At 35.7% G+C, this 26,494-nt stretch carries 22 protein-coding genes; 3 read left to right on the top strand and 19 right to left on the bottom strand.

The features are described 5' to 3' along the window. The first annotated feature begins 5 nt into the window (after positions 1 to 5). Genes CVS86_RS05595 through CVS86_RS05585 form a run of 3 tightly spaced genes read left to right on the top strand, consistent with a single transcriptional unit; the run spans position 6 to position 4,752 of the window. Positions 6 to 3,131, top strand: coding sequence for an efflux RND transporter permease subunit (locus CVS86_RS05595; protein ID WP_107791246.1), 3,126 nt, complete (start codon positions 6 to 8; stop codon positions 3,129 to 3,131). Continuing rightward, positions 3,121 to 4,503: an efflux transporter outer membrane subunit gene (locus CVS86_RS05590; protein WP_103608373.1), complete on the top strand. Its 1,383-nt coding sequence runs from the start codon at positions 3,121 to 3,123 to the stop codon at positions 4,501 to 4,503. The genes CVS86_RS05595 and CVS86_RS05590 overlap by 11 nt, the downstream gene beginning before the upstream one ends. A 21-nt stretch (positions 4,504 to 4,524) precedes the next feature. Next, positions 4,525 to 4,752 (top strand): hypothetical protein, encoded by a 228-nt coding sequence (locus CVS86_RS05585; protein ID WP_004318043.1) that lies wholly within the window; start codon positions 4,525 to 4,527, stop codon positions 4,750 to 4,752. A 129-nt stretch (positions 4,753 to 4,881) separates the two neighbouring features. Here CVS86_RS05585 and aqpZ read toward each other — a convergent pair whose 3' ends face one another. The 19 genes from aqpZ to CVS86_RS05490 all read right to left on the bottom strand — a co-directional run bounded on the left by aqpZ (position 4,882) and on the right by CVS86_RS05490 (position 26,492). Then, a complete protein-coding gene (aqpZ, locus tag CVS86_RS05580) occupies positions 4,882 to 5,589 on the bottom strand; it encodes an aquaporin Z (RefSeq protein ID WP_107791245.1) in 708 nt (235 codons plus the stop codon). Between the two features lie 242 nt (positions 5,590 to 5,831). After that, positions 5,832 to 8,681, bottom strand: a complete 2,850-nt coding sequence (locus CVS86_RS05575) for a type VI secretion system Vgr family protein (RefSeq protein WP_199906524.1) — start codon at positions 8,679 to 8,681, stop codon at positions 5,832 to 5,834. Next, on the bottom strand, positions 8,681 to 9,226 hold the full coding sequence (locus CVS86_RS05570; protein ID WP_223227844.1) for a hypothetical protein: 546 nt from the start codon (positions 9,224 to 9,226) through the stop codon (positions 8,681 to 8,683). Before CVS86_RS05570 ends, CVS86_RS05575 begins: the two co-directional genes overlap by 1 nt. After that, complete coding sequence (locus tag CVS86_RS05565; RefSeq protein ID WP_103617780.1) at positions 9,223 to 9,789, bottom strand: hypothetical protein; 567 nt, start codon at positions 9,787 to 9,789, stop codon at positions 9,223 to 9,225. Before CVS86_RS05565 ends, CVS86_RS05570 begins: the two co-directional genes overlap by 4 nt. After that, positions 9,786 to 10,334 (bottom strand): hypothetical protein, encoded by a 549-nt coding sequence (locus tag CVS86_RS05560; protein WP_223227843.1) that lies wholly within the window; start codon positions 10,332 to 10,334, stop codon positions 9,786 to 9,788. Before CVS86_RS05560 ends, CVS86_RS05565 begins: the two co-directional genes overlap by 4 nt. After that, positions 10,331 to 10,822, bottom strand: a complete 492-nt coding sequence (locus CVS86_RS05555; protein WP_234399233.1) for a hypothetical protein — start codon at positions 10,820 to 10,822, stop codon at positions 10,331 to 10,333. Before CVS86_RS05555 ends, CVS86_RS05560 begins: the two co-directional genes overlap by 4 nt. Positions 10,823 to 11,000: 178 nt before the next feature. After that, positions 11,001 to 11,522 (bottom strand): Hcp family type VI secretion system effector, encoded by a 522-nt coding sequence (locus tag CVS86_RS05550; RefSeq protein ID WP_012001093.1) that lies wholly within the window; start codon positions 11,520 to 11,522, stop codon positions 11,001 to 11,003. 64 nt (positions 11,523 to 11,586) lie between these two features. Further along, positions 11,587 to 12,504, bottom strand: a complete 918-nt coding sequence (locus CVS86_RS05545; protein ID WP_103569546.1) for a hypothetical protein — start codon at positions 12,502 to 12,504, stop codon at positions 11,587 to 11,589. Between the two features lie 9 nt (positions 12,505 to 12,513). Continuing rightward, the gene (tssM, locus tag CVS86_RS05540) at positions 12,514 to 16,002 is read right to left on the bottom strand and encodes a type VI secretion system membrane subunit TssM (protein ID WP_107791242.1); all 3,489 of its coding nucleotides are present in this window, start codon (positions 16,000 to 16,002) and stop codon (positions 12,514 to 12,516) included. A 77-nt stretch (positions 16,003 to 16,079) separates the two neighbouring features. Further along, a complete protein-coding gene (locus CVS86_RS05535; RefSeq protein WP_103558246.1) occupies positions 16,080 to 16,976 on the bottom strand; it encodes a type VI secretion system baseplate subunit TssG in 897 nt (298 codons plus the stop codon). Then, on the bottom strand, positions 16,973 to 18,691 hold the full coding sequence (gene tssF, locus CVS86_RS05530; protein WP_107791241.1) for a type VI secretion system baseplate subunit TssF: 1,719 nt from the start codon (positions 18,689 to 18,691) through the stop codon (positions 16,973 to 16,975). The genes CVS86_RS05535 and tssF overlap by 4 nt, the downstream gene beginning before the upstream one ends. Beyond that, positions 18,691 to 19,080 (bottom strand): hypothetical protein, encoded by a 390-nt coding sequence (locus CVS86_RS05525; protein WP_012001091.1) that lies wholly within the window; start codon positions 19,078 to 19,080, stop codon positions 18,691 to 18,693. Before CVS86_RS05525 ends, tssF begins: the two co-directional genes overlap by 1 nt. Before the next feature lie 8 nt (positions 19,081 to 19,088). Further along, positions 19,089 to 20,537 (bottom strand): type VI secretion system contractile sheath large subunit, encoded by a 1,449-nt coding sequence (gene tssC, locus CVS86_RS05520; protein WP_021086376.1) that lies wholly within the window; start codon positions 20,535 to 20,537, stop codon positions 19,089 to 19,091. 2 nt (positions 20,538 to 20,539) lie between these two features. Then, positions 20,540 to 21,025 carry a type VI secretion system contractile sheath small subunit gene (gene tssB / locus CVS86_RS05515; protein ID WP_012001089.1) on the bottom strand — a complete coding sequence of 162 codons (486 nt, stop codon included), beginning with the start codon at positions 21,023 to 21,025 and terminating at the stop codon, positions 20,540 to 20,542. A gap of 80 nt (positions 21,026 to 21,105) precedes the next feature. Beyond that, on the bottom strand, positions 21,106 to 22,389 hold the full coding sequence (locus CVS86_RS05510; protein ID WP_107791240.1) for a type VI secretion system domain-containing protein: 1,284 nt from the start codon (positions 22,387 to 22,389) through the stop codon (positions 21,106 to 21,108). Next, positions 22,390 to 23,154 carry a type IVB secretion system protein IcmH/DotU gene (icmH, locus tag CVS86_RS05505; protein ID WP_021086306.1) on the bottom strand — a complete coding sequence of 255 codons (765 nt, stop codon included), beginning with the start codon at positions 23,152 to 23,154 and terminating at the stop codon, positions 22,390 to 22,392. Positions 23,155 to 23,163: 9 nt separating this feature from the next. Beyond that, positions 23,164 to 24,558, bottom strand: coding sequence for a type VI secretion system baseplate subunit TssK (tssK, locus tag CVS86_RS05500; RefSeq protein ID WP_021086322.1), 1,395 nt, complete (start codon positions 24,556 to 24,558; stop codon positions 23,164 to 23,166). Between the two features lies 1 nt (position 24,559). Beyond that, entirely contained in the window at positions 24,560 to 25,027 is a 468-nt protein-coding gene (tssJ, locus tag CVS86_RS05495; RefSeq protein ID WP_021089458.1) for a type VI secretion system lipoprotein TssJ, read from the bottom strand. Positions 25,028 to 25,142: 115 nt separating this feature from the next. Continuing rightward, positions 25,143 to 26,492, bottom strand: a complete 1,350-nt coding sequence (locus CVS86_RS05490) for a thioredoxin reductase (protein ID WP_107791239.1) — start codon at positions 26,490 to 26,492, stop codon at positions 25,143 to 25,145. Positions 26,493 to 26,494: the final 2 nt, after the last annotated feature.

The raw sequence follows: 26,494 nt of genomic DNA, 5'->3' as shown, positions 1-26,494 counted from the left end.
GATAGATGTTTTCAAGATTTTTCATAAACCGCCCGATATTTGCAACTGTTATATCTATCATCATAGTTATAGCAGGTTTTATGGGTATCAAGGGGCTTCCTATAGAGGAGTATCCAAGTCTTACTCCGCCTACTGTCTCTGTGAGTGCGACATATAGCGGTGCTGACGCGCAGACGATCGCTGACTCAGTCGCAAGTGCCATTGAAGATCAGATAAATGGTGTTGAAAATATGCTTTATATGCAAAGCACTTCAAGCTCTGCAGGTACTATGAATATAAGCGTATATTTTAAGATCGGCTCATCGTCAAAACAAGCTACGATAGACGTAAATAACCGCGTCCAAGCTGCCCTTTCAAGGCTACCTCAAGAGGTGCAAAACATGGGTGTAACGGTGCGCGAAAGAAGTGGCTCGATCCTTCAAGTAGTTGGCTTTTCAAACCCAAATATGGACCTAGTGGAGCTATATAACTATGTAAATTTAAACATCGCCGACGAGATCAAAAGAGTAAATGGTATCGGCGATACGGTGCTAATTGGCAACAAAGAGTACTCAATGAGAATTTGGCTAAAGCCAGACAAGCTTGCTCAGTTTAAACTAACTCCAAGCGACGTCATCTCTCAAGTAAGAATTCAAAACTCACAATACGCCGCTGGCAAGATCGGCGAGCAGCCATCAAAGGGTGAAAATCCTTATGTTTATTCGGTAGTTTCTGAAGGACGTTTTAAAGATCCAAAGCAGTTTGGCGAAATTTTGATAAAAAGTGATGACGGCACAGTCGTCAAGCTAAAAGAGGTCGCCACAGTCGAGCTTGGAGCTGCTAGCTACGCATCTGAAGCTATGCTAAATGGCAAGCCAGCAGTGCCACTTTTGCTATTTTTGCAAAACGACGCAAACGCACTTGCAACTGCTGAAGCGGTCAAAGCAAAGCTTGAAGAGCTAAAGAAAACCTACCCAGTTGGCTTAGAGCACACGATAGCTTACAATCCAACTGAATTTATCACCGTTTCAATAGACGAAGTTATAAAAACTTTCGTAGAAGCGATGGTGCTAGTTCTTATCGTAATGTACTTCTTCTTAAAGAGCTTTAGAGCTACCATCATACCGATGCTAGCCGTGCCAGTCTCTATCATAGGCACATTTGGCGGACTTTATGTGATGGGCTTTAGTATAAATTTGATCACACTTTTTGCCCTGATCCTAGCTATCGGTATCGTCGTGGATGACGCGATCATCGTTATAGAAAACGTCGAGAGAATTTTGCACGAAGATAAAGAGATAAGCGTAAAAGACGCGACATTTAAGGCGATGGAGGAGGTGCAAGCTCCGGTTATCTCTATCGTGCTCGTGCTTTGCGCAGTTTTCGTGCCAGTTTCATTTATGGAGGGCTTTGTTGGCGTTATACAAAAGCAGTTTGCGCTAACACTTGTTGTCGCCGTTTGTATCTCAGGCTTTGTCGCTCTTACGCTTACGCCAGCGCTTTGTGCGGTTATGCTTAAAAAGCAAGAGAACAAGCCATTTTGGATCGTTCAGAAATTTAACGACTTTTTTGACTTTAGCACTAAGCTCTTTACAGCTGGTGTGGCAAAAATTTTAAAACACGTCATCATTAGCTTTATAGTAATTGGCATAATGGGATTTGCAACGTATGGCTTGTTTCAAAAGGTGCCAAAAGGGCTTGTGCCTTCAGAAGACAAGGGCGCTTTGATGGTTATCACCTCGCTTCCACCTTCAACAAATATGCTAAAGACTAAAGAAGAGGTAAAATCTATTAGTAACGCCATTTTGAGCAATCCAAATGTCGAATTTACTATGGGCGTTGCAGGTTATGATATGCTAGCTAGCTCACTTAGAGAAAACTCAGCCATTAGCTTTATCAAGCTAAAAGACTGGAGCGAGAGAAAAGGTGCAACAGACGGCGCAGATGCCTTAGTTGGTCAGTTTAACGGCATGCTTTGGGGCTCTAAAAACTCAATGACCTTTGTCGTAAACGTGCCACCTATCATGGGTCTATCAATGACTGGCGGCTTTGAGATGTATCTACAAAACAAAAGTGGCAAGAGCTACAACGAGATAGAAGCAGACGCTAGAAAGGTAACTGCAGCTGCAAACGCAAGACCTGAGCTAACTGGCGTGAGAACGACGCTTGAGACAAACTACCGCCAGTTTAAGATAACAGTTGATAAAGAGAAAGCAAAGCTATTTGGCGTAAGTGAGAGCGAAATTTTTAGCACGATAGCGGCTACTTTTGGCTCTTACTACATAAATGACTTCAACCTTGCTGGTAAATCTTACCGCGTATATGCAAGGGCGAGCGATAACTTTAGAAACAACCCTGAGGATCTAAGAAAAATTTTCGTCCGTTCAAAAGATGGCGGCATGATGCCACTAAATTCAGTAGCGACGCTCACAAGATCGATCGGACCTGATATCGTTGATAGATTTAACCTCTTTCCAGCGGCTAAGATCATGGGCGATCCAAAACCTGGCTATACATCAGGTGATGCGATAAGAGCGATCCAAGAGGTCGTAAATGACACGCTAAGTAGCGACGACTACGCTATAAGCTGGGCTGGAACGGCATATCAAGAGGTAAATTCTCAAGGAACAGGCACGGTTGCCTTTATCTTTGGTATGGTATTTGTCTTTTTGATCCTTGCTGCTCAGTACGAAAGATGGCTCATCCCACTTGCAGTCATCACTGCCGTGCCGTTTGCAGTATTTGGCTCGTTGCTAGCTGTTTGGATAAGAGGGCTGACAAACGATATCTACTTTGAGATCGGACTCTTGCTACTCATCGGCCTAGCGGCCAAAAACGCCATTTTGATCGTAGAATTTGCTATGCAAGAGCGCGAGAGTGGAAAGAGCATATTTGAATCAGCTGTAAATGCGGCCAAACTTCGCTTTAGACCTATCGTAATGACCTCGATCGCATTTACTCTAGGCGTTTTCCCAATGGCTATAAGCACAGGCGCAGGCGCTGCATCTCGTCACTCACTAGGAACTGGCGTAGTTGGCGGCATGATCGCATCAACAACGATAGCGATATTTTTCGTGCCTATGTTTTACTATTTGCTTGAAAATTTAAATGAAAAATACTGGAAAAAGGGAGCAAAAAAAGATGAGAAATAAGGCGTTTATACTTATAACAGCGGCGTTTTTGGCTGGTTGCTCGTTTCGCCCAGATATGCCAAATGTGGATACAAATTTCACCTCAACATACACTTTCGAGACAAGCGATGTAAGAGATCTTTGGTGGAAGGAATTTAAAGATGAAAATTTAAATGCACTAGTCGAAAGTGCACTTGAGAAAAATACAAATTTACGCATTGCATATTTAAATTTACAAAAAGCAAAGGCGAGTCTTGGTGTTGCTGAGGCTAGCTTGCTCCCTGGGGTAAATTTAAATGTAAGTTATACCAAAGCAAAGACCAGTGGTGAAACTTACACTGGACAACCTCAAACACGCTATAGAAGCTCTAGCATAAATTTAGGACTAAACTACGAGATAGATCTCTGGGGTAGAGTAAGAAATAGCGTGCTTGCAGCTAATGAAAATTTAAATGCGAGCAAATTTGACTATGATAGCGCTAGACTAAGCCTTAGCTCAAGTGTGGCAAAAAGCTACTTTGCTCTAGTGTCACTAAACATGCAAGAAGCGGTGCTAAAAGAGACACTAAAGACCTACGAAGATACGTTAGCACTTCGCAAAACGCAGCTTGATCTTGGTGGCATAAATGAGATGACCTATCTGCAAAGTAAGGCTGAGGTTGAAAGGGCAAAAACTAGCCTAACTTCAGTGCTAAACTCAAAGTCACAAGCGCTTACTTCGCTAGCCATCCTAACTGGCAAGAGCAATGATGAAATTTTAAAAGGAGCCGTTGCTAGTGCGCAAAATTTACCAAGCTCACCTGAGATAAAGGCTGGCATCAGCTCAGATGTTTTGCTTAGAAGAAGTGACGTGGCAAAGGCACTAGCAGATCTAAAAGCTACAAATGCCCTTGTGGGCGTAGCAAAGGCTGATTATTTTCCTACAATCTCACTTACTGGACTTTTGGGCTTTACAAGTATTGATTTTGAAAATATATTTGTAGGAAATGCCAATACTTGGAATATAGGTGGCTCTTTAGCGCAAAAAATATTTGACTACGGCAGGACAAAAAACAACGTCCGTGTTGCTGAGACAAACGAGCAAATCGCAGCTATCACTTACGAAGCGACTGTTAGATCGGCCCTTGGCGAGGTTAGAGATGCCCTTATCTCAAGGCAAAATGCAAAGCTCTCTTTGGATCAGGTAAAAAATTTGCTACAATCGCAGCAAAAAATTTATTCGCTTGCTAAAGATCAGTATAACGCTGGCTATATCGGTCACTTAGAACTTCTTGATGCGGAGAGAAATTTGCTTCAAGCAAAGCTTCAAGATGTCTCTGCAAAGCTTGATGAGGTAGATAGTGCGGTCGAAGTTTATAGGGCACTTGGCGGCGGATTTAAGGTAGATAAATAAACTCAAAAAGGAGAAAAGTTGATGACTAAGATTTTAAATTTTTTATTTTCTTGGGGATTTTTTGTTTTTGCTATCGCTCTTGGCGTAGCATTATGGTTTGCGATAAATTACGTGGATACCATTAGGCTTGAGTCAAGCTTTTATGATATCGGCGAGATATTTATGATGGCAGCTGTATTTGGTATCGTTTTTTACCTTATCGCAGCGATATTTGTTATACCTATTAGGGCTATGACAAAAAAAGCCTAAATCCTCTTTTCATCTAAGAATTAAATTTCTTAGATGCCCCCTCAAAATACATTATAAATTTCTTTTTTACTTATTTAAATTTGAAAGAGTAGAAAGGGCGAAGATCGCCCCTTGAAGTATAAAATTTGATTATTTTGCGCTTTTGCAGCCGCATGTGCAGCCTAAAATCCTATAAATGATAGCTCCTATGATCGCTCCAACGATAGGCGCAACCCAGAAAAGCCAAAGCTGCTCTAGTGCCCAAGTGCCTTGAAATATCGCAACGCCAGTTGAGCGAGCTGGATTAACCGATGTGTTTGTGATAGGTATCGAGATAAGGTGGATCAGCGTCAAACCAAGGCCAATAGCAATCGGTGCAAAGCCCTTTGGAGCACGCTCATCAGTAGCACCTAGGATGATGATAAGGAAAAACGCAGTTAGAACTATCTCTGCAACTAGTGCTGAGACTAGACTGTAGCCATTTGGTGAGTGCTCGCCGTATCCGTTGCTAGCAAAACCGCTTGCAGCAGCGTCAAATCCAGCCTTGCCTGAAGCGATAAGATATAGCACAGCAGCAGCTGCGATCGCTCCGATAACTTGTGCGATGATGTAAGGCACTATATCTTTTTTATCAAATCTTCCACCAACTAGCAAACCAACTGAGACAGCAGGGTTGAAGTGTCCGCCACTGATGTGACCAACTGCGTAAGCCATCGTAAGAACTGTAAGACCAAAAGCAAACGCAACACCTATAAATCCGATACCAAGCTCTGGAAAAGCTGCTGCAAATATCGCACTACCGCAACCTCCAAAAACTAACCAAAATGTGCCAAAAAACTCGGCTAAATATCTCTTCATTTTCTCCCTTTTAGGTAAATTAAAAGGGGCGATTTTAGCAGAAACGTGTGACATTACAAAATATTGTAAAGATAGAGTTTTATGTAAATTTGATTGTAGTTTTGGGTTAAAATTTTAGTGTTTATAACAATCATAAATACTATTAAAATTTTGATAGTTTTTATATAAGCTCTATGTAAAAGCTAAATCGTTTTTAATAAATTTGTAAAAACCCGCCGATTACTGACGGGTTTTTATGCATTTTACAACGCCTTGATATCTCCGCCGATGACTCTTAGTCCCATGCTATCAAATATCGCTTTTATGCCGCCAACTTCTATCACGACACTTGCGCCATTTATGGTTACTTTGGTGCTGCCTACTTGGTGGATGATCTCATTTTTAGCATTGACCTCGTATGTCGTCTCGATCTCGCTAAACTTTGAGTCTGCCATCTCGGTGTGCTGCGCGGCTGTTTTTGTTGTGAAATTTGACTTAGCATTTATGTCGATGTAGTTATTTGCCTGAAGCACGATGTGCTCGTTACTAAACTCATTTATGCCCTTTTGAGAATTTAACTTGTAACTACCATCTATGTTTTGCTCTTTGGTACCTTTTATCTCTTTAGTCTCATCGTTGTGTATGGTTGTGTTGAGGTTTGATTTTATCTCGACAAATTTGTCATTGCCGACAAACTCATGTCTATCTTGACCGACTCTAGTTGTATCATCAACAGCTACATTTAACGTATTTGAGACGCCTACTACCGTATCTTTTGAAAGTCCAACCGTCGTTAGATATTCACCGCCGACATTTACGTTTTTAGCAAGATCTATCGTTTGGATGTGTGCTTTTTTGACCCTTTCGGTGTAGCTACCATGCACTTGAGAGCTTTTGTCGTTTAGTATCGTTTGAGAAAAATCGTTATTTACTAGCTCGTCGTAGTCTTTCTCGGCTTTTACATAAATTTGCTCTTTGTTTTTTAAGTTTGACAAAGTGATCTCGTTTATGCCAGTCTCATTTGCACCGATCGTTTTTGAGCTAAGCGATGTTTGATGGTAGTTGTTATCTACATTTACTAGTGGCATATTTGAGGCATTATAGAGGCTACCGCTTACCACTGGATTGTCTATGTCGTTTTGCAAAAATGAGATGATCACCTCATCGCCGACCCTAGGTATCGCAAAGAAGCCAGAGCTGTTGCTTGCGATAGGTGTGATCACTCTTAGATAGGCACTTTTATGATAGCTTGCGTTTATGGTGTCGTCTTTATCTATCTGCTCTTGTGTGCTAAAGGCGTTTAGTCTTACCTTTACTCTGCCGTAACTATCCGTATGGATGGTGTTTGTTTGGCTATTTAGCCCATCTTGTCCCACAACAAGGCCTAGAGTGATGTCAGGCGCTTTTGGCTTTTGTTTATAGCTTGGTACAAATTTCACGCTGCTTGGGATGATGCTTAACTCATTTGTATATGAGCTTATAAATTTTTTATCTTTTAAAGGGACATTGTCACCTAAATTTAGAGTATTTTCCAAAACGCTTTCGTCTATATAAGTGTGTTTTATAGCTATTATTTTAAACTCATACTCGCCGCTACTTTGATCTATGGCGACTGAGATATTGTCGTTTAAATTTAGAGCAAAGACATTTGAGCTAGCGACAAATTCTTTCAAAAGCATATCGCTTCTTAGCTTTTTAAGATAGGTGCTGACCTCAAGCAACCTCGTATCACTAAATGAATACTCATCTAAATTTATATGCTTATCATAGATATTTACTTGCTCGTCAAATATCTTTTCGTTTTTGCTCTCTAGCACGTTTGGATAGGCAGTGTTTTGAAATGAGTGGGTGAAGCTGTTTGCTTTTAGAGTTTCGCTCTTTGTGATTTTATTTATGTGTTCGCTTGCAAGATTGTTATTTAAATTTACATTAAAGCTTACTTTTCTAGCCTCTTTACCTTTGCTCGGTTCGCTTTGCGTTAGGCCTTCAGCTTGGTTGCTATATGCTAGGATAAAGGTATCATGAAAGTAAATTTTCTCATTATCTTCATAAAAATATATGCCACTATCATGGCAAAGTCTTGTTATAAAAGCTAGGTCACTTTCGTTGTACTGCGCTATAAATTCTTTTTTATTGTAGCTATTTTTGATATTTGAGAAGTCTAGCTCTTTAGTTAGCCTTTGCTTGTTAAAAGACAAAATTTCTTTTACTACTTCAAGCACGCTTTGATCTGTGTAAATTCTATTTGCTCTATTTATACTTAGTCTATATAGCGAAGATGTGAGTTTAAATTTGAAGAAATATTTTTTGTCTATATTTGTGCTGCTGTCATCATCAACGCCTAGATACTCGACATCGCTTACTATGCCGCTAAAGTAGATATAGTCGCTGCCATTATTGCTTGGGATGATACTCTTGTTTGTAGAAGATGGTCTTTTTATACTTAGCTTCATGCCTTTATCAAGGTATCTATATATGCCAGTTTGAGCGTTATCATTATATATGCTCTCTAAATTTTCATAAAGCGGATTTTTGACTAAATTTATATAGGCAAAGCACTCTATGCTAAATATATCTTCTAAACTCTCATTTATATCAGCTCTTGTGACTATAAATTTATCGTTTGCTATTTGAAGAGTAGAGAAGGCATCGTTAGATACGCCGTAGTCTACAAAGCCGTCTGTTGCCACTGAGTTGCCAGATGCTAGCATGACTGGCTTAGTTAGTGATGATGTTGGTGATGTTATGTTTTTGTCCATTTGTTGCTCTTTCAATCTTTTTTCGTTTTCTTCTTCTTGTAATCTTTTTTCAAATTCTTTAATATCAGCATCGGTAATTTTATATACCGATTTTGTTTCCTCTAATATTCCTTTATCTTTAATTTCCTTGTAAATTCTAAATTTTCTTTCTTCATCATTATCAACTCCTGTTTTAGCCACTTCTGTTACAACATCAAAAATTTTTCCTACTATTGGTGGTTTAGGATAAAAACTATTGAAATCATCCATAACTTTTTTAGCTTTATTTGCTGTAGTTTCATCGTCAATTTCTATTGGATTAGAAATTTTATCTTTTATATCTAGTTTCTTCTTGCTTATATTAAATAAATCCATTATTTATTCTCTCTTTTTAACAATTCTAATAAATCTTTTTCATCATTTACAAGCATTAATACTTTCTGTAAAAGGATATAGCCTTTTGGATCTTGTCCATGTTCTAGGAGTTTTTTTATTAGCTTAAATTTCTCTTCTTTAAATTCTTTATATTTTTGAGTTTTTATAAATTCTAGTAGCTCAGGACTTGGCGACTGCCCTTCTAGCTTAACGCCATTTTCTTCAAAAAAAAGCAAAAAGTCTAATCCTATTGAGCCAGCTAACCACGCATTAGGTACCGCACCTTTTTCTAAAAGTTTGTCAATGCTTTTTGGTTTATTTGCACTATAAGCAAATTCTAGCAAGCTAGCTTTCATCGTTAAATTTGGTAAATTTATACCAGCATTAGCATCACATCCGAGATCATCTATGTAGTATTTTATATACTTAGCCGTTTCAACATCACTTAAATTTTTATTATAAATAAGTCCAAACATATCCGTGCAATTTGCTTCGTGTGAATATAAAGATGTTATGAGAAATATGATTATTGCTAATTGTCTCATTGTGCTAGTTCCTTTTTATTCCCATTATTTAATAAATTCTCTAAATCTTTTTCATCATTTATATATTCTAATGTCTCAAGCAAATATTTAAATAGATCCAATTTAGCTCCATTATCTAATATTTTTTTGATTAAAGTCATTTTTTCTTCTTTATATCTTTTATATTGCTCTGTTTCTAGAAATTCTAAAGACTTTAAAGTATTCGGTGTTTTCTTAGACACTGAAATGCCATTTTTTGCCAAATAAATTATATAATCTGAAATTATTTCACCGATTAATTCTCTTGTTATAGTAGGTTTTTTAGACAAAATATAATCAAAAGTTTTTGGCTTATCAACTACATAAGAAAGATACAATAAATCAATCCAAGTGGATGTCAGTTTTGTTGATTTTACACCGATATCTGGGCTACATTTAAAATCTTCTATATATGTTTTCATATACATTGCTGTTTTTTCATCGCTTATATCTTTGTTTGCTACAATGTTTAATGAATTTACGCATCCAAGATAATGTAAATTGATGATTGCTATATTAATAATAAATGAAATCAATATGCTCATTTATTATCCTTTTTATATTGCTCTAGCAACCTATCTAAATCTTTTTCATCTCCTACTATCTTTAATATAACTCTCAAATAACCATAATAATAAGGATCTTGCCCATGATCTAATAGTTTTTTAATTAATTTAAATTTCTCTTCTTTAAATTCTTTATATTTCGGTGTTTTTATAAATTCTAATAGCTCAGGGCTTGCTTTTTTGTCTTTTATGCCATCGCTATTTTCTCTAAAAAAGACTAGGAATTCTGTTGCTATAATTGCAGTTAGCCATTTATCTGGCGTAATATCTTTATTCAAAAGTAAGTCAAACGTTTTAGTCTTATTATTTTCATAAGCAACATCTAGTAAATTGGAGCCATCATTAGCGAAACTTGGGACTATATTAGCATCACACCCAAGCTCATCTATGTAATATTCTATACATTTAGCAGTATTTTCATCGGTTGTATTTTTATCAAATATCACAGCAAACATATTTAAACAATTTGCTTCATGTGAATATAAAGATGTTATGAGAAATATGATTATTGCTAATTGCCTCATTGTGCTAATTCCCTTTTAGATCTATCATTTAATAAATTCTCTAAATCTTTTTCATCATTTATAATTTTCAGAATAATCTTTAAAACTTTATAATCTTTCGGATCTTGACCATGTTCTAAAAGCTTTCTGATTAGCTTAAATTTCTCTTCTTTAAATTCTTTATATTTTTGAGTTTTTATAAATTCTAGTAGCTCAGGGCTTACTTTTTTGTTGTCTATACCGACACCATTTTCTCTAAAGAAAAATGCAAAGCTCATACCTATAGACGTTGCTAAGCTTGCATTAGCGGCTGTACCTTTTGCCAAAAGAGTATCAAAAGTTTTTGTTTTATTTGTATCATAAGCATACTCTAATAAATTTGGTCTTATTGAAAGATCTGGAATTTCAATAGTCATATTAGCATCGCATCCAAGATCATCTATGTAGTATTTTATATACTTAGCCGTTTCAATATCGCTTAAATTTTTATTATAAATGAGTCCAAACATATCCGTACAGTTTGCTTCGTGTGAATATAAAGATGTTATGAGAAATATGATCATAGCTAAGTGTTTCATATCGCATTTCACATATCATGGTGTTTTAAAAGATAATGATAAAAAGGGCTCATTTGTGTCCTTCCAACGAGAAGATTGATATCCCTAGGGAGGATCCCTAGGTTATTTTTTAAGCTTTTTTAGTAGCTTCTCTCCAGTCATCGCTTCCGCTTGTACCTGCAGCTACGTGCTCCCAAACTATCTTTCTATAGTTCATTGAAACTTTAAAAAGCTCAGTTTTGTCGCTATTTAGCTTATCTTGAGCATTTGGGCTTACTAGAGTGATATCTGTTATAGTTGCATCTTCTAGTTTTGTAGTAAAGAAGTGCTCAGCGCCACCGCTAGTTGATGTTCTATACCAGTGGATCTCAACCTCTGGAAGTCTCTCACCTTGAGTTAATGCGTTGTAAAGAAGTGGAACAGCTTTGTTTAAAGATGTTGTAAAGCTAAATGGCTTATGTACTCTTTGTCCTGATGGTTGGCCACTTTGTGGATCTACTGGAACAGTTACAATGTGAGAAACCTCTTGTGCCATGATCTCATCTTCGTGACCTGATTGATAGCGATTACCGATACTAGCTTCTGTTGAAGCACCACTTGAGATAAGTCCTTGAGTAGAACCTTTCACCTTAATATACACTGGTTGTGACATATTTACTCCTATTAAAAAATTTGGTTATTTTAACTTTTATTAACTTTCTATTTTATTAAAAACATTACTTTTTTAACATATAGCTTTCAAGTGCTTTATGCAATAAATAATTAAACGCCTCTTTATCTTCTCTGGTGCTTTTTGTTACAGCACCAGAGAGATACTTGAAAAATGAATTATTCTCGACTATATCGTACATTTGACTATATAGCTCTTTGCATATAAGCTTAAGCAAAACAGCATTAACAAGCGTCGTGTTGTCGCTTAGAGGCAGCGTTTTTATAATAGTTTCCATATCTTTTGTATTTAACGTCCTGCTCTGCTCGCTTATAGGGCTCATGTTTGGCTGCACTTTTATGCTCTCAACCAAATTCATCAAAAGCTCATCCATACTCTTTGCTGTTAGCATCCTTTGACTATTTATATCTTCTTCATCGAAATTTTGAGCGCTCTCATTTAAATTTAAAGGCACATCATTAACATTCTCATTTAAAGTGATATCTTTTTCTTCATCTATGAGAGAATTTATCTTTGGCTCTTCTTTAAAATCAACATTTGAGATTTTTCCAACTGGCTCAAATTCTTTATTATCAAGCTCATCAAAGTTTTTGGTATTTTCTATGATCTTGTGAGCTTTACCGACATATTCGTCTATCCTAGAAGGATCTATAAATATAAATTTAAGCTCGCCTATCCTAAAAATATCTCCTGGATTTATCACGCTTTCATAATCATCAGGCAACTTCGAATAAGAATCGCTATAAAATATCTCGCATCCTTCGTATCCGCAAATGGTAAAAACACCCTCTTCAAAGCCTATATGAGCGTGCTTTGAAGCTATAGAGCCACTTGTATCGCTGCACGGAAATTTAACCGTATCTAGCGAGCCTATGTCTCCGCCGTTTTCATCAAAAATGACATACTGCGCCAAAAAGCTCGAAGCTTTATCGAAATTTTGTATAACCGCTGCTATCTCTTGCATATCTTTTCCTTAATAAAGCATCTTTCTTGGTAAATCAATAGTTGGTATGATATTCATAAGCTCCAAAAGCTCTCCACCATTTGGAGTAACTTCAAAGCCAAAATATGACTCTTTTTTACCATCAAAGTTAAGCGTGCTAACGCCAATGCTACTGAAATTTGAAGCCTTTAAGAGCTTGTACCAGCCCCACTCACCATCAAAGCTGATCTCTTTTTTGTCGCTACCTGCATTTGAAACTGCATTAAATTTAAACTGTGTTGAGATATCAAAGCTTTTACTTGAGACAAGTAAATTTGATGGGATAGTATGATCATACGCCAAAGAGTTATTTCCGTAGCCTATATTTATGTGGCTGAAATTTGCCGATAGATCAACTGCTTTTAAGTTATAGTTTAGTTTTAGCTCATCATTTGAGTCAAGCATCAAATTTGAAATTCTATCGATATAAGCGATATTTTCAAGGAAACTTTTATTAAATCTTAGCTCTTTTGCATATTTTGGTCTTACTTTGTAGCCACTGCCAGTTTTACTTAAAATTTGTTTTAGATATTTATCATAAAAGCTATTCCAAGTTCCGTCCTTGCCAAAAAATCTCTTAAATTCTTCGATGCTAACGGCCTTTGCTGAGTTTTCATTAAATGGATAATAAGGTTTTATAAGACTTTCAAAGTCATCAAGAACATCATCTTTATAAGCTGTTGCTAAAAGCGATGAAGCTCCATTTTCTACCTGTTTCCAAGCAAGCTTTGATAGCTTTTGATAGTACTCATTTAGCTCATCTGGAAGCTTTTTAGCGTCATTATTTAGCACGATAAATGGATCGTTTTCATTTTTTATGCCATTTATCGCATAAACGATCTTATCGTCACTGCTTTGAAGCATCTCAAAGTTATAGTCGCTAACTTTTTTATATACATTTGTGACATCATTACTGATAAGATCTAGCGATCCGTCAGAATTTAGTGCATGGTAGTTTGTAAATTTAGTGCTAAAGTCTGTAAATACACGTTTTATCTCGCTTGAAGCAAACCCTAGAGAGTATATGTATTTTAGTAAATTTTCATCATTTAAATTTGTATTTTGATTAGTTAATTTTATAAGAGAATTTAGTGGGTTTTCTCTTTTTGACAAAATTTCAAGCTCATCAATGACCTCTTTTTTGGTAGCAAATTCATTTGGCTCAATAGCTCTTAAAATTTGGTTCCATTTATCAGCATAGTTTTGCAAGTAAAGCTCTACAACTGCGATGCTTAGCTCTTTTTTCTCATTTGAGCTGATATCTTTTAAAGATGAGTTGGTATCCATCAGCCATGACTCGATACCCGCGGTCTCATCGATATTTGAGCTAAGTTTTGCCAAGAAGTCTCTTAAATTTTCTTTTGTATAAATTCTATTAAATGGATTAAATGCCTCTTTTTCTTGAACTACCTGGTTTAAATTTTCAACCTCTTTTTTGATGTCGTAGAATGATTTTTCATCTTTAAATGATATAAACTCAAGTATCGAGTAGAGCCTTTTTGCTCTTTGAACAGGTGTTAGCTTGGTATTTGCTGCACTTTGGGCGCTCTGATCTGCTGAAATGCTTAAATTTTTAGCATTTAAAATAGCTTCAATGTGTGCTAAAAACTCATCCTTGGCAACGCCATATTTTTCAAATTTATCCCAGTTTGCAGCTATCCAAATTTTAAATAGATCTACATTTGTATAGTTTTTATCAAAAAGTGAATCATACATATAAAAGGCTTTTATAAGCTTATCTGGGTCGCTCTCTGTTTTTAAGATATTTTCCATCTCAGTTAAAACTGTATTTTTGAAAAAATCGGCGCTAAGGTCGTAATAAAGCGCTTTAACAGGCGTAAAACCTTTATAAGAGGTATCAAGAGTGATGTACTCAAATTTAGTATCACCACTAAAGATCCTTGGATAGTCGTTTAGACTTTGTTTTAGTAGATTTAAAAGCTCGATCTTTTGTGTAGCGGTAAGGTCTTTATACTTTTTATTATCAAGATAGTTAGAAATTTTATCTACGTTGTTAGCCGCAGTTTGCTCTTTTGTATTTTTGATATTTAAAATATAACTAGAGCCAAAATAAACTCCCACACAAAGTGCAGTCACCAAGGCGAAATTTACAAATTTAATAAATCTATTTTGAGCGCCAAATTTAGTTACATTTGCTTTAAAAGCAATCTCTTTTAAAAATGATTTTACAAAATAGCTTTGTTTGCTGTAATTATTTACCGCTCTAAGAAGTGGTTTTTTGATGCTGTATTTATCACAAATTGTATTTGTAAGGTAGTTTATAGGGATATTTTCTTGATATGCGCTTACAAAATAAACTCCGTTTATAACAGAGGTATTTTTAAGAGCATTTTGTGAGCTTAGCTTTGTAACAAAGTCTTTTACCAGCACAAAGAAATTTTCAAGCTGTTTTAAGAACAAATATGAGCGTTTTTTATCTTCTAGCATGTGTGAGATCGAGTTTTTGCTCATTAGGTGTTTAAATAGTGAGTCGCTTAAGCCCTTAAGCTCTGTCTCAAGTGTTTGGGCGGTGAAATTTGAGTCTAAATTTATACCAAGTGCTTTATTTGCCACGTCTTCATTAAATAATTTGAAATAATCACCCATACCATCTATAAGGTCAAGCTTGCTAAAGACCACATAGATAGGAAATTTAATGCCAAGGTGCTTCTCGCAGTCGTTTATCCTCTTTACCATATATCTGATAAGCTCATCAAAATACTCTTGAGTGCCTTCTAGAAATTTTTTAGTATCGATGATAAGCACAGCACCACTTAGTCTTGAGTTAAAGTCATTTCTCTTTAAAAAGTGTAAGAACTCGTTCCAAACGCCTTTTTTAAGTAGATAGTCCCTATTTTTCTCCACATCATCTTCAGGAAGCTCTTCTGTCGCAGTTGGCTGATAGAGACTCTCTTGCGCAAAGTGAATGCCCTCAGTATCTAATAGTGCTCCAAATTTTGATACATAAAGGTTAAAATTTGTCGTACTTTGGTGTATCTTTTTATATGTATCCAGGCTATCAGATAGAGGAAATTCGATATTTGAGTAGTTTATAAAAGCACTTTTACCAGCGCCCTCGTTGCCTATTATCATTATTAATGGCAATTTTTTAAAATTTATATCTTTTTTCCAAGTCGTTTTGGCGTCTTTTAGCGAAAGTAAGAAATTTCTCTTTGCTTTGCCAAAACTATCCAATGACTCTTTTTTGATCTCTTTTAGTTTGTCGTTTTTCTCATCTTTGCGTGATGCAAAATAGTTCATCAGCGGTCTAAGCAAGACAAAAAACAATATAACTGCCCAAAAAGCAACTAGCACGCTAACTCGTGAGCTAACGCTAGCAAAGCTGTATATATCGTTAAATGCTACAAGCGGGGCATAGAGCCAAAACAAAACGCTAATAGCGATAGAAGTTACTAAAACAACACTGTGTTTAAACCTAAAAAATGTGAAAAACCTGCGTAAGTAGTCGAAGAATGCCATAGCTGCAAATCCTTTTACAAATAAATATATTTCTTTTATGTAATTATATCAGATTTTTTTGATTTTGGAGTTAAATTTTATGAACAAAGTCTAAATTTTATAAAATTTGACATTTTTTTATCATTTTTAAGCCTTGAACCAAAACCGATTTGGCTACTTGTATATTTTGATCCGAGCTTAAACTGCATCTTATGAGAGTAATTTATCTTTAAATATAAATCAGAAACAAATTCATCATTAGTAAAATAAGAAAGAGTCTCTTGTAGCTCTTTAAATTTATCTTTTTTTGGGAAGAAATTTACAGCCTCTTCGTACTCTATGCCATTTATAAAGACTGCGATCTTAGTTTGTTTTTCAAAAAGCTTTTTGCCAAGGATGAAATTTTTACCAAGTGTCCTATTTTTATGGCCTAAAGAGTTTAAATTTGATGGTGCTATGAAAATTTGATTTGGTAAATTTTCAAGTATAAAAAGCTTATCTTTTAGCCCAAAGTGGCTCTGAAGCGCAAATTCAACCTCTTTTTTTGGCCTTCTTTGGCTAACTGCAAGTGGCGAAAATGGCAGAAATTTCTTTGCCAGCTGCTTTTCTTTTATATTAAGCATATCAAGCAAGATCTTTGAAATTTTATCATCAAGCTCATCTTCAAAAGATCTTGCGTAGTTTTTTAGACTAATGCTGTCAAAAAATAGCCAAAGTAAGTAGTTGTCAAAAAAATCAAAAAATAGCTCATAGCTATTGTCATTAGTCTTTGAAATTTTCTCTAAAATGTAGCTTGTTAGGTGCGAGCCGCTTCCTAAAAGACCCATAAAATTTACAATTATCTTTGTAAGCTCCTGCTCATCTAAGCTCTCAAGCTCTTTGATCGGGTAGGCAAAACTCGAGCTATTTTTTAAAAATATCTCGCTCCTATCCCTATCTTTTAGGATGTTTTTTATCAGCTTAAAAAAAGAAGCTTGGCTTATCTCTTCGCTCATACTAGCTCTTTCGTGCCGCTTAAAAACCCATAATCAAATAAAATTTTGCTCTTTACACACTTTATCTTAAGCTCGCAAAATGAGTTAATAGAAGCAAATTTTGATAAAAACTTAGCCAAATTTATACCTAAAACATAGACATTTCCAAGGCTTTCAAACTCGCTCTCATCTATATAAAATATACAAAGCACTCCTCTTTTTGCAAAGCCTCCATCGACCCTGTGGATCTGTTTTGTTTTTATCTCATAAAGTGAGCTAGAAAATTTCTTCAAAAACTCATCATTAGGCAGCATAAATGCATTAAGCAGTGCCAAAAAAGAGCCCTTATTTAGTATGCTTTGATAGCTAAATGACAAGATACTAACTAGCCTCCAGAGTAAATTTCCATCTACATTTACACGTTTTACGCTAGTTGGGATGGTTAAATTTTTGGTTACTACGCCTTGGTGATTTTGGATTTTGTTTATCTCGCCTAGTTTTAGATTGGTTGGTAGGTCGCCGTTACAGCAAAGCGTCTCGATGCTCACGGTCTGCTCTTTAGCGTCATTTTTAAAAAATGAAATTTCTTTGTAAGAGTTTAGTTTCATATCTATTTTGTTGCTTACAAAGTAATAGTCCTTTGATCTTTGACTATTTAAAAACTCAAATCTCTCAAAGCTTTTGTAGTTTTTAAGTATCCTTTTTTCATTATTACTGCTGTGGGCGACGACCTTTGTGATAGAGACTATCTCGTAAGCATTTATGTTTGAGCGGTCGATGAAAATTCTATACTCGCTTCGTTTGTTGTTATTTTGTATAGGCTCAGCGCCTTTGGCAAACAAATTTATCGCTGGTGTGGCAAAGAGAGAGAAGTACTCTAGCCTTGGCACATAGCCATTTGGCATATCTTTTGAAAAGACAAATTTGATGTTAAAGCTTTTTGCGTCAAATCTCTTTAAAAAACCAAGTCCATTTATACGGATGAAATTTAGTTTAGATGAAAAATATGAAAGCTCTTTTATAAGCTCAAACGCCTCAAAACCAAACTCATCGCTCTTTATCAAAGCTTCATCAAATTCATCTAAGCTAAGCTTATCAGCTCCAAGTTTTATCTCCTCATCGCTATCTTCAAAGCTTACGACTATAAATTTCAAGTAGTTTTTTAGCCACATCAAAAGAGTTGAAGAGAAGTATATGTTATCGCCAAGATATAAATTTAAAAAGTTGGTATCAAGCTCTTTGGTGCTAAGCTCATCTTTGGTGATAGATATGTTTAAATTTAAAAGATAGTCGCTTTTGTTGTTTGACATGAAAGCTTTTGATATCTTTAAAGGAAGCAAATTTACGTCATATATCGTCTGGAATTTACAAGCCACGCCGTTTATTGGCTTTGACTCTATGATGCTGCCTTTTGGTATAAATTCTTTTTTTTCTGAAAAGTCATCTCTTAGAGCAAATTCTTGCATGCAAACTGAGGGAAAAGGATTTGTGTAGCTTGGCATTAAGATATTTATCAAAGACTCGGCTATTAAGGGGATATTTTCATCTAGCTCTTGTCTAATCCTTGATGTCAAAATAGCCATATTTTCTATGATACTCTCAACATCAGGATCTTTGCTCTTAGTATCTAAAAATGGTGCAACTTTTGGGAAATTCTTTATAAAAAGAGCTCTTGTTTCATCAAGATACGCCATCTCTTTTTGAAAATAAGCTAAATTATTTTCATTATAATCCATTATAAAATCTCACAATATCTATTGTTTTTAAAAATAACCTTTAGCAAATACTCTTTGAAATTGTCGTTTTTATGCTTATAGTTTATGTTAAAGATGATGCGCCAAGGCTTTAGCGAGTCATCATAGCCGATAGAAGTTATCTCTATTCTATTTTCGTTTGAGGTGATTAGTTCATATATCGCCATGCCAAGTCTATGGCCAAGCTCGTTTATCTCGACCCCAACCGACCAAAGATCGATGATACTATCATTTAAACGGCCGTAGTTTCCAAGCCTTGAGTTTAAGATAGTATCGATATGATCTTTGATGTCGCTGTCTAGGTCTTTGAAGTAGGGACGAAATTTTGACTCATCACTAAATTCATATAAAATTTTATCTATCAGCGACATGCTTAAATTTACTCTTTATCCAGCTTACCAACCAAAGAAAGCTCGAAATTTGCCCCCATAAATTTAAAGTGAGGTCTAGCTAGAAGCTCTATCTTATACCAGCCTGGCTCGCCAGCTATATCGCTAACGATGACTTTTGCGCTTCTAAATGGTCTTCTACTTCTTACATCAGCTGGTGGATTTTCCTGATCTGAGATGTACTGTCTTAGCCACTCATTTAAGCCACGTTCAACGTCACTGCGCTCTTTCCAAGTACCGATCTCTTCTCTTTGAAGTACTTTTAGATAGTGAGCCAAACGAGAGATTAAAAAAACATATGGAAGCTGTGTGCCAAGTCTGAAATTTGTCTCAGCAGCTTTGCCTTCTGGAGTATTTGGGAAAACTTTAGGTTTTAGCACAGAGTTTGCAGAGAAAAATGCTGCGTTGTTGCTATCACGTCTTAGCGTAAGTGTGATAAAGCCATTTTCTGCAAGCTCAAATTCTCTTCTATCTGTTATCAAAACTTCGGTTGGAATTTTTGTCTGAACGCTTCCGTAGTTTTCATAAGTGTAAGTTGGTAGGTCTTTTACAGCGCCACCACCTTTTGGTCCGATGATGTTTCCGCACCATCTATAGTCCGCAAAACTCTCTGTAAGTCTTGTAGCAAACGCATAAGCGCCATTGCCCCAAAGCATATCATCGTGCTTATCAACGCTTTCGCGGTAGTTAAAGCTTTTTATAGGGTTATCTTCTGGGATATATGGAGATCTAGTAAGAAATCTATTTACCATACAACCTGTATATTTTGCATCTTCGTTCTCTCTAAAAGTTCTCCATCTTGTGTATTGAGGACCTTCAAGTAGGCTCTTTAGATCTTTTATGTTTTCAAGCTCGCCAAAGTTATCAAGTCCAAAGAATTTAGAAGATAGCGAAGTTAGAAGCGGAGAGTGGCTCATCGCTGCGATTGATGACATTTTGTTTAAGAAAGTCATGTCTTGATTTGACTTATCTAGCTCATAGTCAGCAACTATCGCGCCAACTGGCTCACCACCAAATTGACCATACTCAGCTGAGTAAATTTGCTTATAAAGCGTGCTTTGAGTTATATCTAGGTTGTTTTCAAAGTCGTCTAAAATTTCTTCTTTTGTTGCGTCTAAAAGGTCGATCTTTACGTTTTCGTTGAAATTTGTTCTCTCGACTAAAAATCTAATGCCACGCCATGTAGATTCTAACTCTTGGAAAGATTTGTTGTGTAAAATTTCATCCATCTGAGCTGATAAAAGCGTGTCTATATGAGCTATCATCTCATCAAGTGCAAGCTTATTTATCTTCTCTTCAGCATTGTTTGTTGTGATGATATTTGAGATAAACTCGGCAACTCCTTGTTTTACTACGCTATAACTTTCATCATCTTTTGTATATTTGCTCCTTTGCATTATGCTTTCAATAATAGGAGTTTTTACTTTAGTTTCAGACATTTTTATTCCTTATCTTTTTCGTCTTTAAGCTCTAAAAGAAGCTGTTTTCTACTATCTTCATCCTTAATAGCCTCTAAAACCGCTTTTCTAAAATCAGGCATATTGCCCATAGGTCCTTTTAACGCAACTAAAGCTTTTCTAAGCTGCAATAGCTTTTTTAGCTCAGGGACTTGGTTGATGATATTGTCTGGATTGAAGTCTTGAATGCTTTCAAAATTTAGATCGATATTTAGATCTTCGCTACCAGAATTTAGTCTATTTTTCACTGAAAATTCAGTATGAATGTCTAAACTTTTCATAACTTGATCGAAATTTATCTTATTTATAGAGACAACTTCGCGATCTTCAAGTGGAGTTTGGTTTTCACCAGTTAAATTTGAAACTACCATCAGCTTTAATGGAAGCTCGACATCTGCTTCTTGGTTGTTTGTTTTGGTTCTATAAACAATGTTTATACGTTCTTTTGGTGGGATTGAATTCTCTGCCATAATAACATCCTTTTTTTGAGTAAATGATTTAAGAATTATAATTAAATAAAATTAAAGAAGTTTTAAAAAAACATATTTTATCACAAAAATGTTTTTGCCTTTATATAAATATCTGACAAATAATCCTTAAGCTCAGTGTTTTCTATAAATTTAACTATTTGCGAATATACAACTTTTGCATTGTTATCCATGCCTTGGCTTGTAAAAATTTTGGAAAGCTCTAACAAAAAGCTAAGCTCACTTTGCGAATTTGTTGTATATTTGCTTCTATCAAGGGCTTTTACCAGCTCTTCAAAGCTCATATCTTTTTTCATTTCGTCACTAGAGATAAAATTTGCACTCTCTTTTTTACTAAAAAATTTAGCACTCTCTTCGCTAAAAAATGCCTCTTCACTTTGAAATTTAAGCTTTTTCATATCTGGGAATTTTTCTATAAAATTTAAAGTCATACTAGAAACTAGCTCGCTTTGCTCGCTTAGTCCAGATGATCTTAAAAATTCACAAAATATCCTAACGCCATCTATCCAAAATGGATTAAGAGCTAAATTTCTTATAAATTTCTCTAAATTACCAAGGTTTGCTTCTTTCATATTTTTAAAAAGTAAGATCAAATTTTCATCAGGATAGCGTATCTGCGTCACTTGCTCACTGCTAACTGGCAAAGCCTTGATCCTGCCCCACATCGCCTCAAAAATAAGCGAGTAAGCGGTCAAATTTTTTATGTCATTTTTTAAAAGCGAGATGGATAAATTTACAAAATACTCCCTAAACTCTCTATCGCTAAATGTGCTAATATCACTGCCACTAAAAGAGACACTTTGTGAGTAGCTTGGTTCTGCCTTTTGCGGCTGCTGTTTTGGCTCCTCTACTTTTTGAGTTTGCTCGCTTTTTTCTTCTATATAAAGTGTGTCAAAGTGCGTGCTAAGCTCGCGTGAGAGCTCAGGTACAAGCTCATTAAAAGCTCTTGCGTCCGCTTCGTCTAAATTTATACCGTCCCTATGAGCTTGCGTAAAAAGCTCTATCGTTTGGGCAAATATCTTTTTTTTAGCAGGCACTTGCTTTTCATTTTTGGCTAATAAATTTGGCTCTTGTTTTAGAGTAGTTAGAAAAAATGAAAAGGCCTCAATTAGGGTTTTAAAGCTATCTTTTTGGTTTAAATTTACAGCAGAGATCGCTAAGAAATTTAAAAGCTTTACATCGAGGCTAAATTCGCTTAATGCCTTTAAGGACGAGCTATAAACAAAGTCCCATTTTATCGTATCATGCGTCAAAGTCTTATACTTTGACATCTCGTCTATAAGGCTGATGTAGAGTTCGTTTTCTGAAAAGTTTTCACTAAATTTGTTGAAAAACTTATCTTGCACTTACTTTTTGTCCATAAAATTTTCTATTTTATTGTTTAGAACGCTGTCGTTTTTAACGTTGTTTTGATCCATCGAGTAGGTGCTATATAAAAACGCAGCCGCGATAGCTGCAAGCGCTATAAGGATAAAATAAAATTTCAAATGTCTTAGTGAAAATATCTCAAAAAAGCTTCTCTTTTTAGTTTTTAAATAGCTCTTTTCAAATACATTTTCATCAGCCTTTATAAGTGGCGAAACGGCTGAGGCTATATTTTCACAAAGGTATGAAATTTTCTCGTTGCAATCTTCCTGCGCTTCGTATTTACCCTTGTATCCAAGCACTAAGCAAGCGTAGATAAACTCTAAAAAGTCCTTGTTTTTGCCAACGTTTTCAAACCATTTATCCATGATGCCAAAGAATTTGTTGCCACCTAAATTTTCGTTGAAAAATCTTGTTGTTAAGGTGTTGTTCGCCCAAAAACTGTTCATAAAAATTTCATTTTTAAGCAAGCTCTCATCGATGAAAACGCAAAGGCAATATCTAAGCCTAATGATGTCATCCTCTTCATAAATGCCTAAATTTGAGATCTTTGAAGTGGTGCTTAATATATCATTTATCAGCTTTTCACGTAAATTTTGCATCTCACTTTGTGAAAAATTTTGTAGTTTTGATACTCTGTTTGCCAAAAGAAGCAGTGGTAGCACGTGATCTAGGGCAGGATTTGCGCCAAGTCCTAGAAGCTTTGTCTGGCTTAAAACTGAAATGTCATTTTGATTTTCACTCATTTTTTGTCCTTATAATAAAGCCCACATCTTAATGTCAGCGTTTGATAAATTTGCTGTTATATAGACGCTAATAACGCTTTGATTTGCGAAGCTTTTGAAAATTTCATCTTTTTTATCGATCTTGTAGTAGATATAGTCATTTAGCTTTGGCAGTGTGCTAGGTATAGCTGAAATTTGCTCTACATTTATGCCGCGAAGCTGCGATGATACGATACTTTTGATGTTTGATTGGGTGTGGATTTTGCACTGCTCTTTGAAATTTTTAAGCAGGTACTCATTTTTTGTATCGCTATGGATAGCAAAGTAAATTTCTGAGTTTTCTATGATGCTTGGGTTATCAAAGACGCAGTCAAAAAAGCCGTGATTGTTTTTAACAATCTGTGCCATGACGTATTTTGGTGACAAGATATGCGAGAACAAAAGCCTAAGATTGTTTATTAACGGTACGAAAGTTTGACTTAAGTTGTTGTGATCATAAGCTATAAATTCGCTAAAACTATCATCGTGACTTAGAGCTAGCAGATCAGCTTGAAAATCAACTAGCTTTTCATATAGATACTCTGGATGAATTTTGTCTCTTTTGAAAAGATATGAGAATATCAAGTGCCATTTTTTCAGCATATTTAGCGTCAAATATGTTGAAATATCAAGCCTATTTTTCGCCTGATCTATACCGCCTAAAAGCCCAGTGTAGCTCTCTTGATGCTGCTTTGTAGCAAAGCTAAACTCATCTATAAAGCTAGTGATGAAAGAATTTTTACTGATATCGATGCAGGTTGGGATAAATTTCTCATCAAGCGTTATTTGCTTGTTTAGGTCGATGTTTTTTATCCTGCAAATAGGCACGCTAAGCTCATAAGGCGTCTTTGAGCCAAGCACTCCTAGAGCCGATCTTTGGCTTGCTAGGATCAAATTTTCTTTATCCTGCGTAAAAGCAGATGAAAGCTCAAAGTCGTCTTTGTCATCTAGCTCGTTCAAGATATCGTTGCTAGCTTCATCATGCACTCTTGAGCTAATGAGCGCTTGTTTAGCTGTAAATTTTAGGTTTGGCAGGTTGTTTTGCAAGCTAACATCAACAAGCCCTGAGCTAACTGGTAGCTTTAGAACTATGACAGCAGAATTTAGCTCGCTAGGGCTTATCTCAAGTGGCTCTGGTAGGTCATCTTGATCTGGGGCGTTAAATATCGTACCATCTTGCGAGATACAAGAAATTTTATTTAGCCCTATCTTGCCTTGAAGCAAAAGCTCGCTTGAGATCTCAAGCTCCAAAACTCCATACAAATTTGATAAAGACGAGACGGTTTTTAGGTTTAAATTTCTCTCAAAATACCTCTCTTGCTGCTCGAAATGAACCTTATCAACGTTCATCCCGTTGTACCAGACAACTTTTAGTTTATCAGACATTTTATTTGCTTGCTTGGATCTTAGAGCTGCTAGCGTCTATGGTATTTACGCCATTTTTAGTTATCTCAAAAACTATATTTTTCTCTTTTGCTTCTTTTGTTGACTTGTAAGCTTTGATATTTGTCTTGCTTTGATCAGCATAAAGCACCAAAATACCCACGTATGGCACTTCGTCTGGATCGACATTTGTAAAAGCGTATCTGTTTGTGTTTGGCTGAATTTGCGTTTTTATCGAGTCTATCTTGTCTTGACCAAGTATGTCGCCATTTTTCTCAGCTAGATCAACTATGCTAGCTTGCTGAAATTTTGCCACATCTCTTAGCTTATAAGCGATGATAGTCACCGGCACGTTGTCACCGTGGTAGTTTAAGTTTGAATTTGGAGTGTTGCTTATGATAAGATCTTTTGCACATCCTGCAATAAATAGCATAAAAATTAAAGAACAAAGAAATTTAAACGTTTTCTTCATGGTTTCCTTTACCTCACGTTAATAATATTATTTTTATGTAATTCTATCTAAAGTTATTTTAGAAGAAACTTATTTTAAAATCAATGTTCTTAAATAAAACTTTAATGAGCGTTAATCAATCCTTTGTATTATGCTCTTTAGCATAGCTTAAGATCTTTTGCCTAAGATCTTCTGGGAAGCTATCTCTATACATTACTGGTGTTAGAGGGTTTAGCTTTTTATCTAATTTACCAGCCTCATATAGTCTTGTTAGCTCTTCTGGTGTGTTGTAGTATGGTGCATTAGGATATCCCTCTGGTGGGGTTAGGGACATTATTTTAGCTTCTAGGAGGGTGGAGTCGATGTAGAGAGATAGCCTTCTTTCATCCCACTCTGCAGGGAAACCTCCTTTAAAATCCTCTTTATTGTCATCTAAAACTTTCTTTATAAAGTTATCAAATTCATTTCTTGTGGTCTCATTTGCATCTAGGTCTCTAGGGTCTAGTAGTTCACCCTTTTTTTCCACTATTTCTTTTAGACCAGCATAAAAACCACCATTTGGTATAACTACTAAATTGTCCCTATTAAAATCCATCACGAAATAGTTCCCTACTATCTCATCAAGATAAGGTATCATTCCGTATTCATCTAGTGGAGGGTTTTTATATAGTTTACGAATTTTTTCGTAGGTGTCTAAATTTTTATTTACTCCCATCCCATAAGTGTAGTATTTAAAAGAGTCTGCCAGATAGTTTAATGCTTCTACTTCTCCTAGCTGTGCTGCTAGAAATGCTTTTTGAAAATCTCTTGCTTTAAATCCTGCTGAACCGCCAGTACCAAATGCTGATGGATTACCCAATACTCCAGCACATAAATTCCACTCTCCTATAAAGAGTTCTGATTTAAGTGTATTTTTATTTCTATCTACTTCATCATAAATTTCAGCATACTCTGGCTTTGTTAGTTTGCCATTACTATCCACTCTACCTATGGCATCATCTGGTATATCTATCATGGTGCATTTTAGATTGCTTCTTTTTACTAGATAGATATATCTATCTCTCTTATCTTTTAAACTTTCATAGTATGCTTTTTCTGTTTTAGTCCATGGAGCTATCTTAGTAGAGCTTGGTTTATAGCTAATATCTAGCCATGGTTTAAAAGATAGATAGTCTGTTTGACCTAGAGAATTTGGTTTAGGGTTATAGTATAGAGGTTTATAGTTTTTATATGGGGATGAGTCTAGGATGGAGCGGGCTTCAAGGAGCATTTGAGATTTTTCTTTTAGATAAGCTTCATCATTTGCAATATTTTTTGAAACAATTAAATTTGTCTTCTTATCGATCTCAATTATATTTCCATTTGGCGCTATAACCGTATATGTATTATCCATTAAATTTTCTTTACTCATTAAATTTCCTTTGTTTATTATTAATAGTGATCCAGCTACTAAGATAGCTATGATGATAAATATGATCTTTTTCATCT

This window comes from Campylobacter concisus, from assembly GCF_003048605.1.
Taxonomy (GTDB): Bacteria; Campylobacterota; Campylobacteria; order Campylobacterales; family Campylobacteraceae; genus Campylobacter_A; species Campylobacter_A concisus_BM.
Note: the sequence above shows the minus strand (reverse complement) of the source record. Positions and strands in the feature narration are given on the sequence as shown.

Excerpts from the sequence above, each read along its gene's own strand:
- CVS86_RS05565 (WP_103617780.1), bottom strand. The coding sequence starts at position 9,789 with ATGAGCATATTGATTTCATTTATTATTAATATAGCAATCATCAATTTA.
- tssJ (WP_021089458.1), bottom strand. The coding sequence starts at position 25,027 with ATGAAGAAAACGTTTAAATTTCTTTGTTCTTTAATTTTTATGCTATTT.
- CVS86_RS05595 (WP_107791246.1), top strand. The coding sequence starts at position 6 with ATGTTTTCAAGATTTTTCATAAACCGCCCGATATTTGCAACTGTTATA.
- CVS86_RS05590 (WP_103608373.1), top strand. The coding sequence starts at position 3,121 with ATGAGAAATAAGGCGTTTATACTTATAACAGCGGCGTTTTTGGCTGGT.
- tssB (WP_012001089.1), bottom strand. The coding sequence starts at position 21,025 with ATGGCAGAGAATTCAATCCCACCAAAAGAACGTATAAACATTGTTTAT.
- CVS86_RS05535 (WP_103558246.1), bottom strand. The coding sequence starts at position 16,976 with ATGAGCGAAGAGATAAGCCAAGCTTCTTTTTTTAAGCTGATAAAAAAC.
- CVS86_RS05525 (WP_012001091.1), bottom strand. The coding sequence starts at position 19,080 with ATGTCGCTGATAGATAAAATTTTATATGAATTTAGTGATGAGTCAAAA.
- CVS86_RS05545 (WP_103569546.1), bottom strand. The coding sequence starts at position 12,504 with ATGCAAGAGATAGCAGCGGTTATACAAAATTTCGATAAAGCTTCGAGC.
- CVS86_RS05560 (WP_223227843.1), bottom strand. The coding sequence starts at position 10,334 with ATGAGGCAATTAGCAATAATCATATTTCTCATAACATCTTTATATTCA.
- tssF (WP_107791241.1), bottom strand. The coding sequence starts at position 18,691 with ATGGATTATAATGAAAATAATTTAGCTTATTTTCAAAAAGAGATGGCG.
- CVS86_RS05555 (WP_234399233.1), bottom strand. The coding sequence starts at position 10,822 with ATGTTTGGACTCATTTATAATAAAAATTTAAGCGATATTGAAACGGCT.
- tssK (WP_021086322.1), bottom strand. The coding sequence starts at position 24,558 with ATGTCTGATAAACTAAAAGTTGTCTGGTACAACGGGATGAACGTTGAT.
- CVS86_RS05585 (WP_004318043.1), top strand. The coding sequence starts at position 4,525 with ATGACTAAGATTTTAAATTTTTTATTTTCTTGGGGATTTTTTGTTTTT.
- tssM (WP_107791242.1), bottom strand. The coding sequence starts at position 16,002 with ATGGCATTCTTCGACTACTTACGCAGGTTTTTCACATTTTTTAGGTTT.
- CVS86_RS05550 (WP_012001093.1), bottom strand. The coding sequence starts at position 11,522 with ATGTCACAACCAGTGTATATTAAGGTGAAAGGTTCTACTCAAGGACTT.
- CVS86_RS05575 (WP_199906524.1), bottom strand. The coding sequence starts at position 8,681 with ATGGATTTATTTAATATAAGCAAGAAGAAACTAGATATAAAAGATAAA.
- tssC (WP_021086376.1), bottom strand. The coding sequence starts at position 20,537 with ATGTCTGAAACTAAAGTAAAAACTCCTATTATTGAAAGCATAATGCAA.
- icmH (WP_021086306.1), bottom strand. The coding sequence starts at position 23,154 with ATGAGTGAAAATCAAAATGACATTTCAGTTTTAAGCCAGACAAAGCTT.
- aqpZ (WP_107791245.1), bottom strand. The coding sequence starts at position 5,589 with ATGAAGAGATATTTAGCCGAGTTTTTTGGCACATTTTGGTTAGTTTTT.
- CVS86_RS05490 (WP_107791239.1), bottom strand. The coding sequence starts at position 26,492 with ATGAAAAAGATCATATTTATCATCATAGCTATCTTAGTAGCTGGATCA.
- CVS86_RS05570 (WP_223227844.1), bottom strand. The coding sequence starts at position 9,226 with ATGAGACAATTAGCAATAATCATATTTCTCATAACATCTTTATATTCA.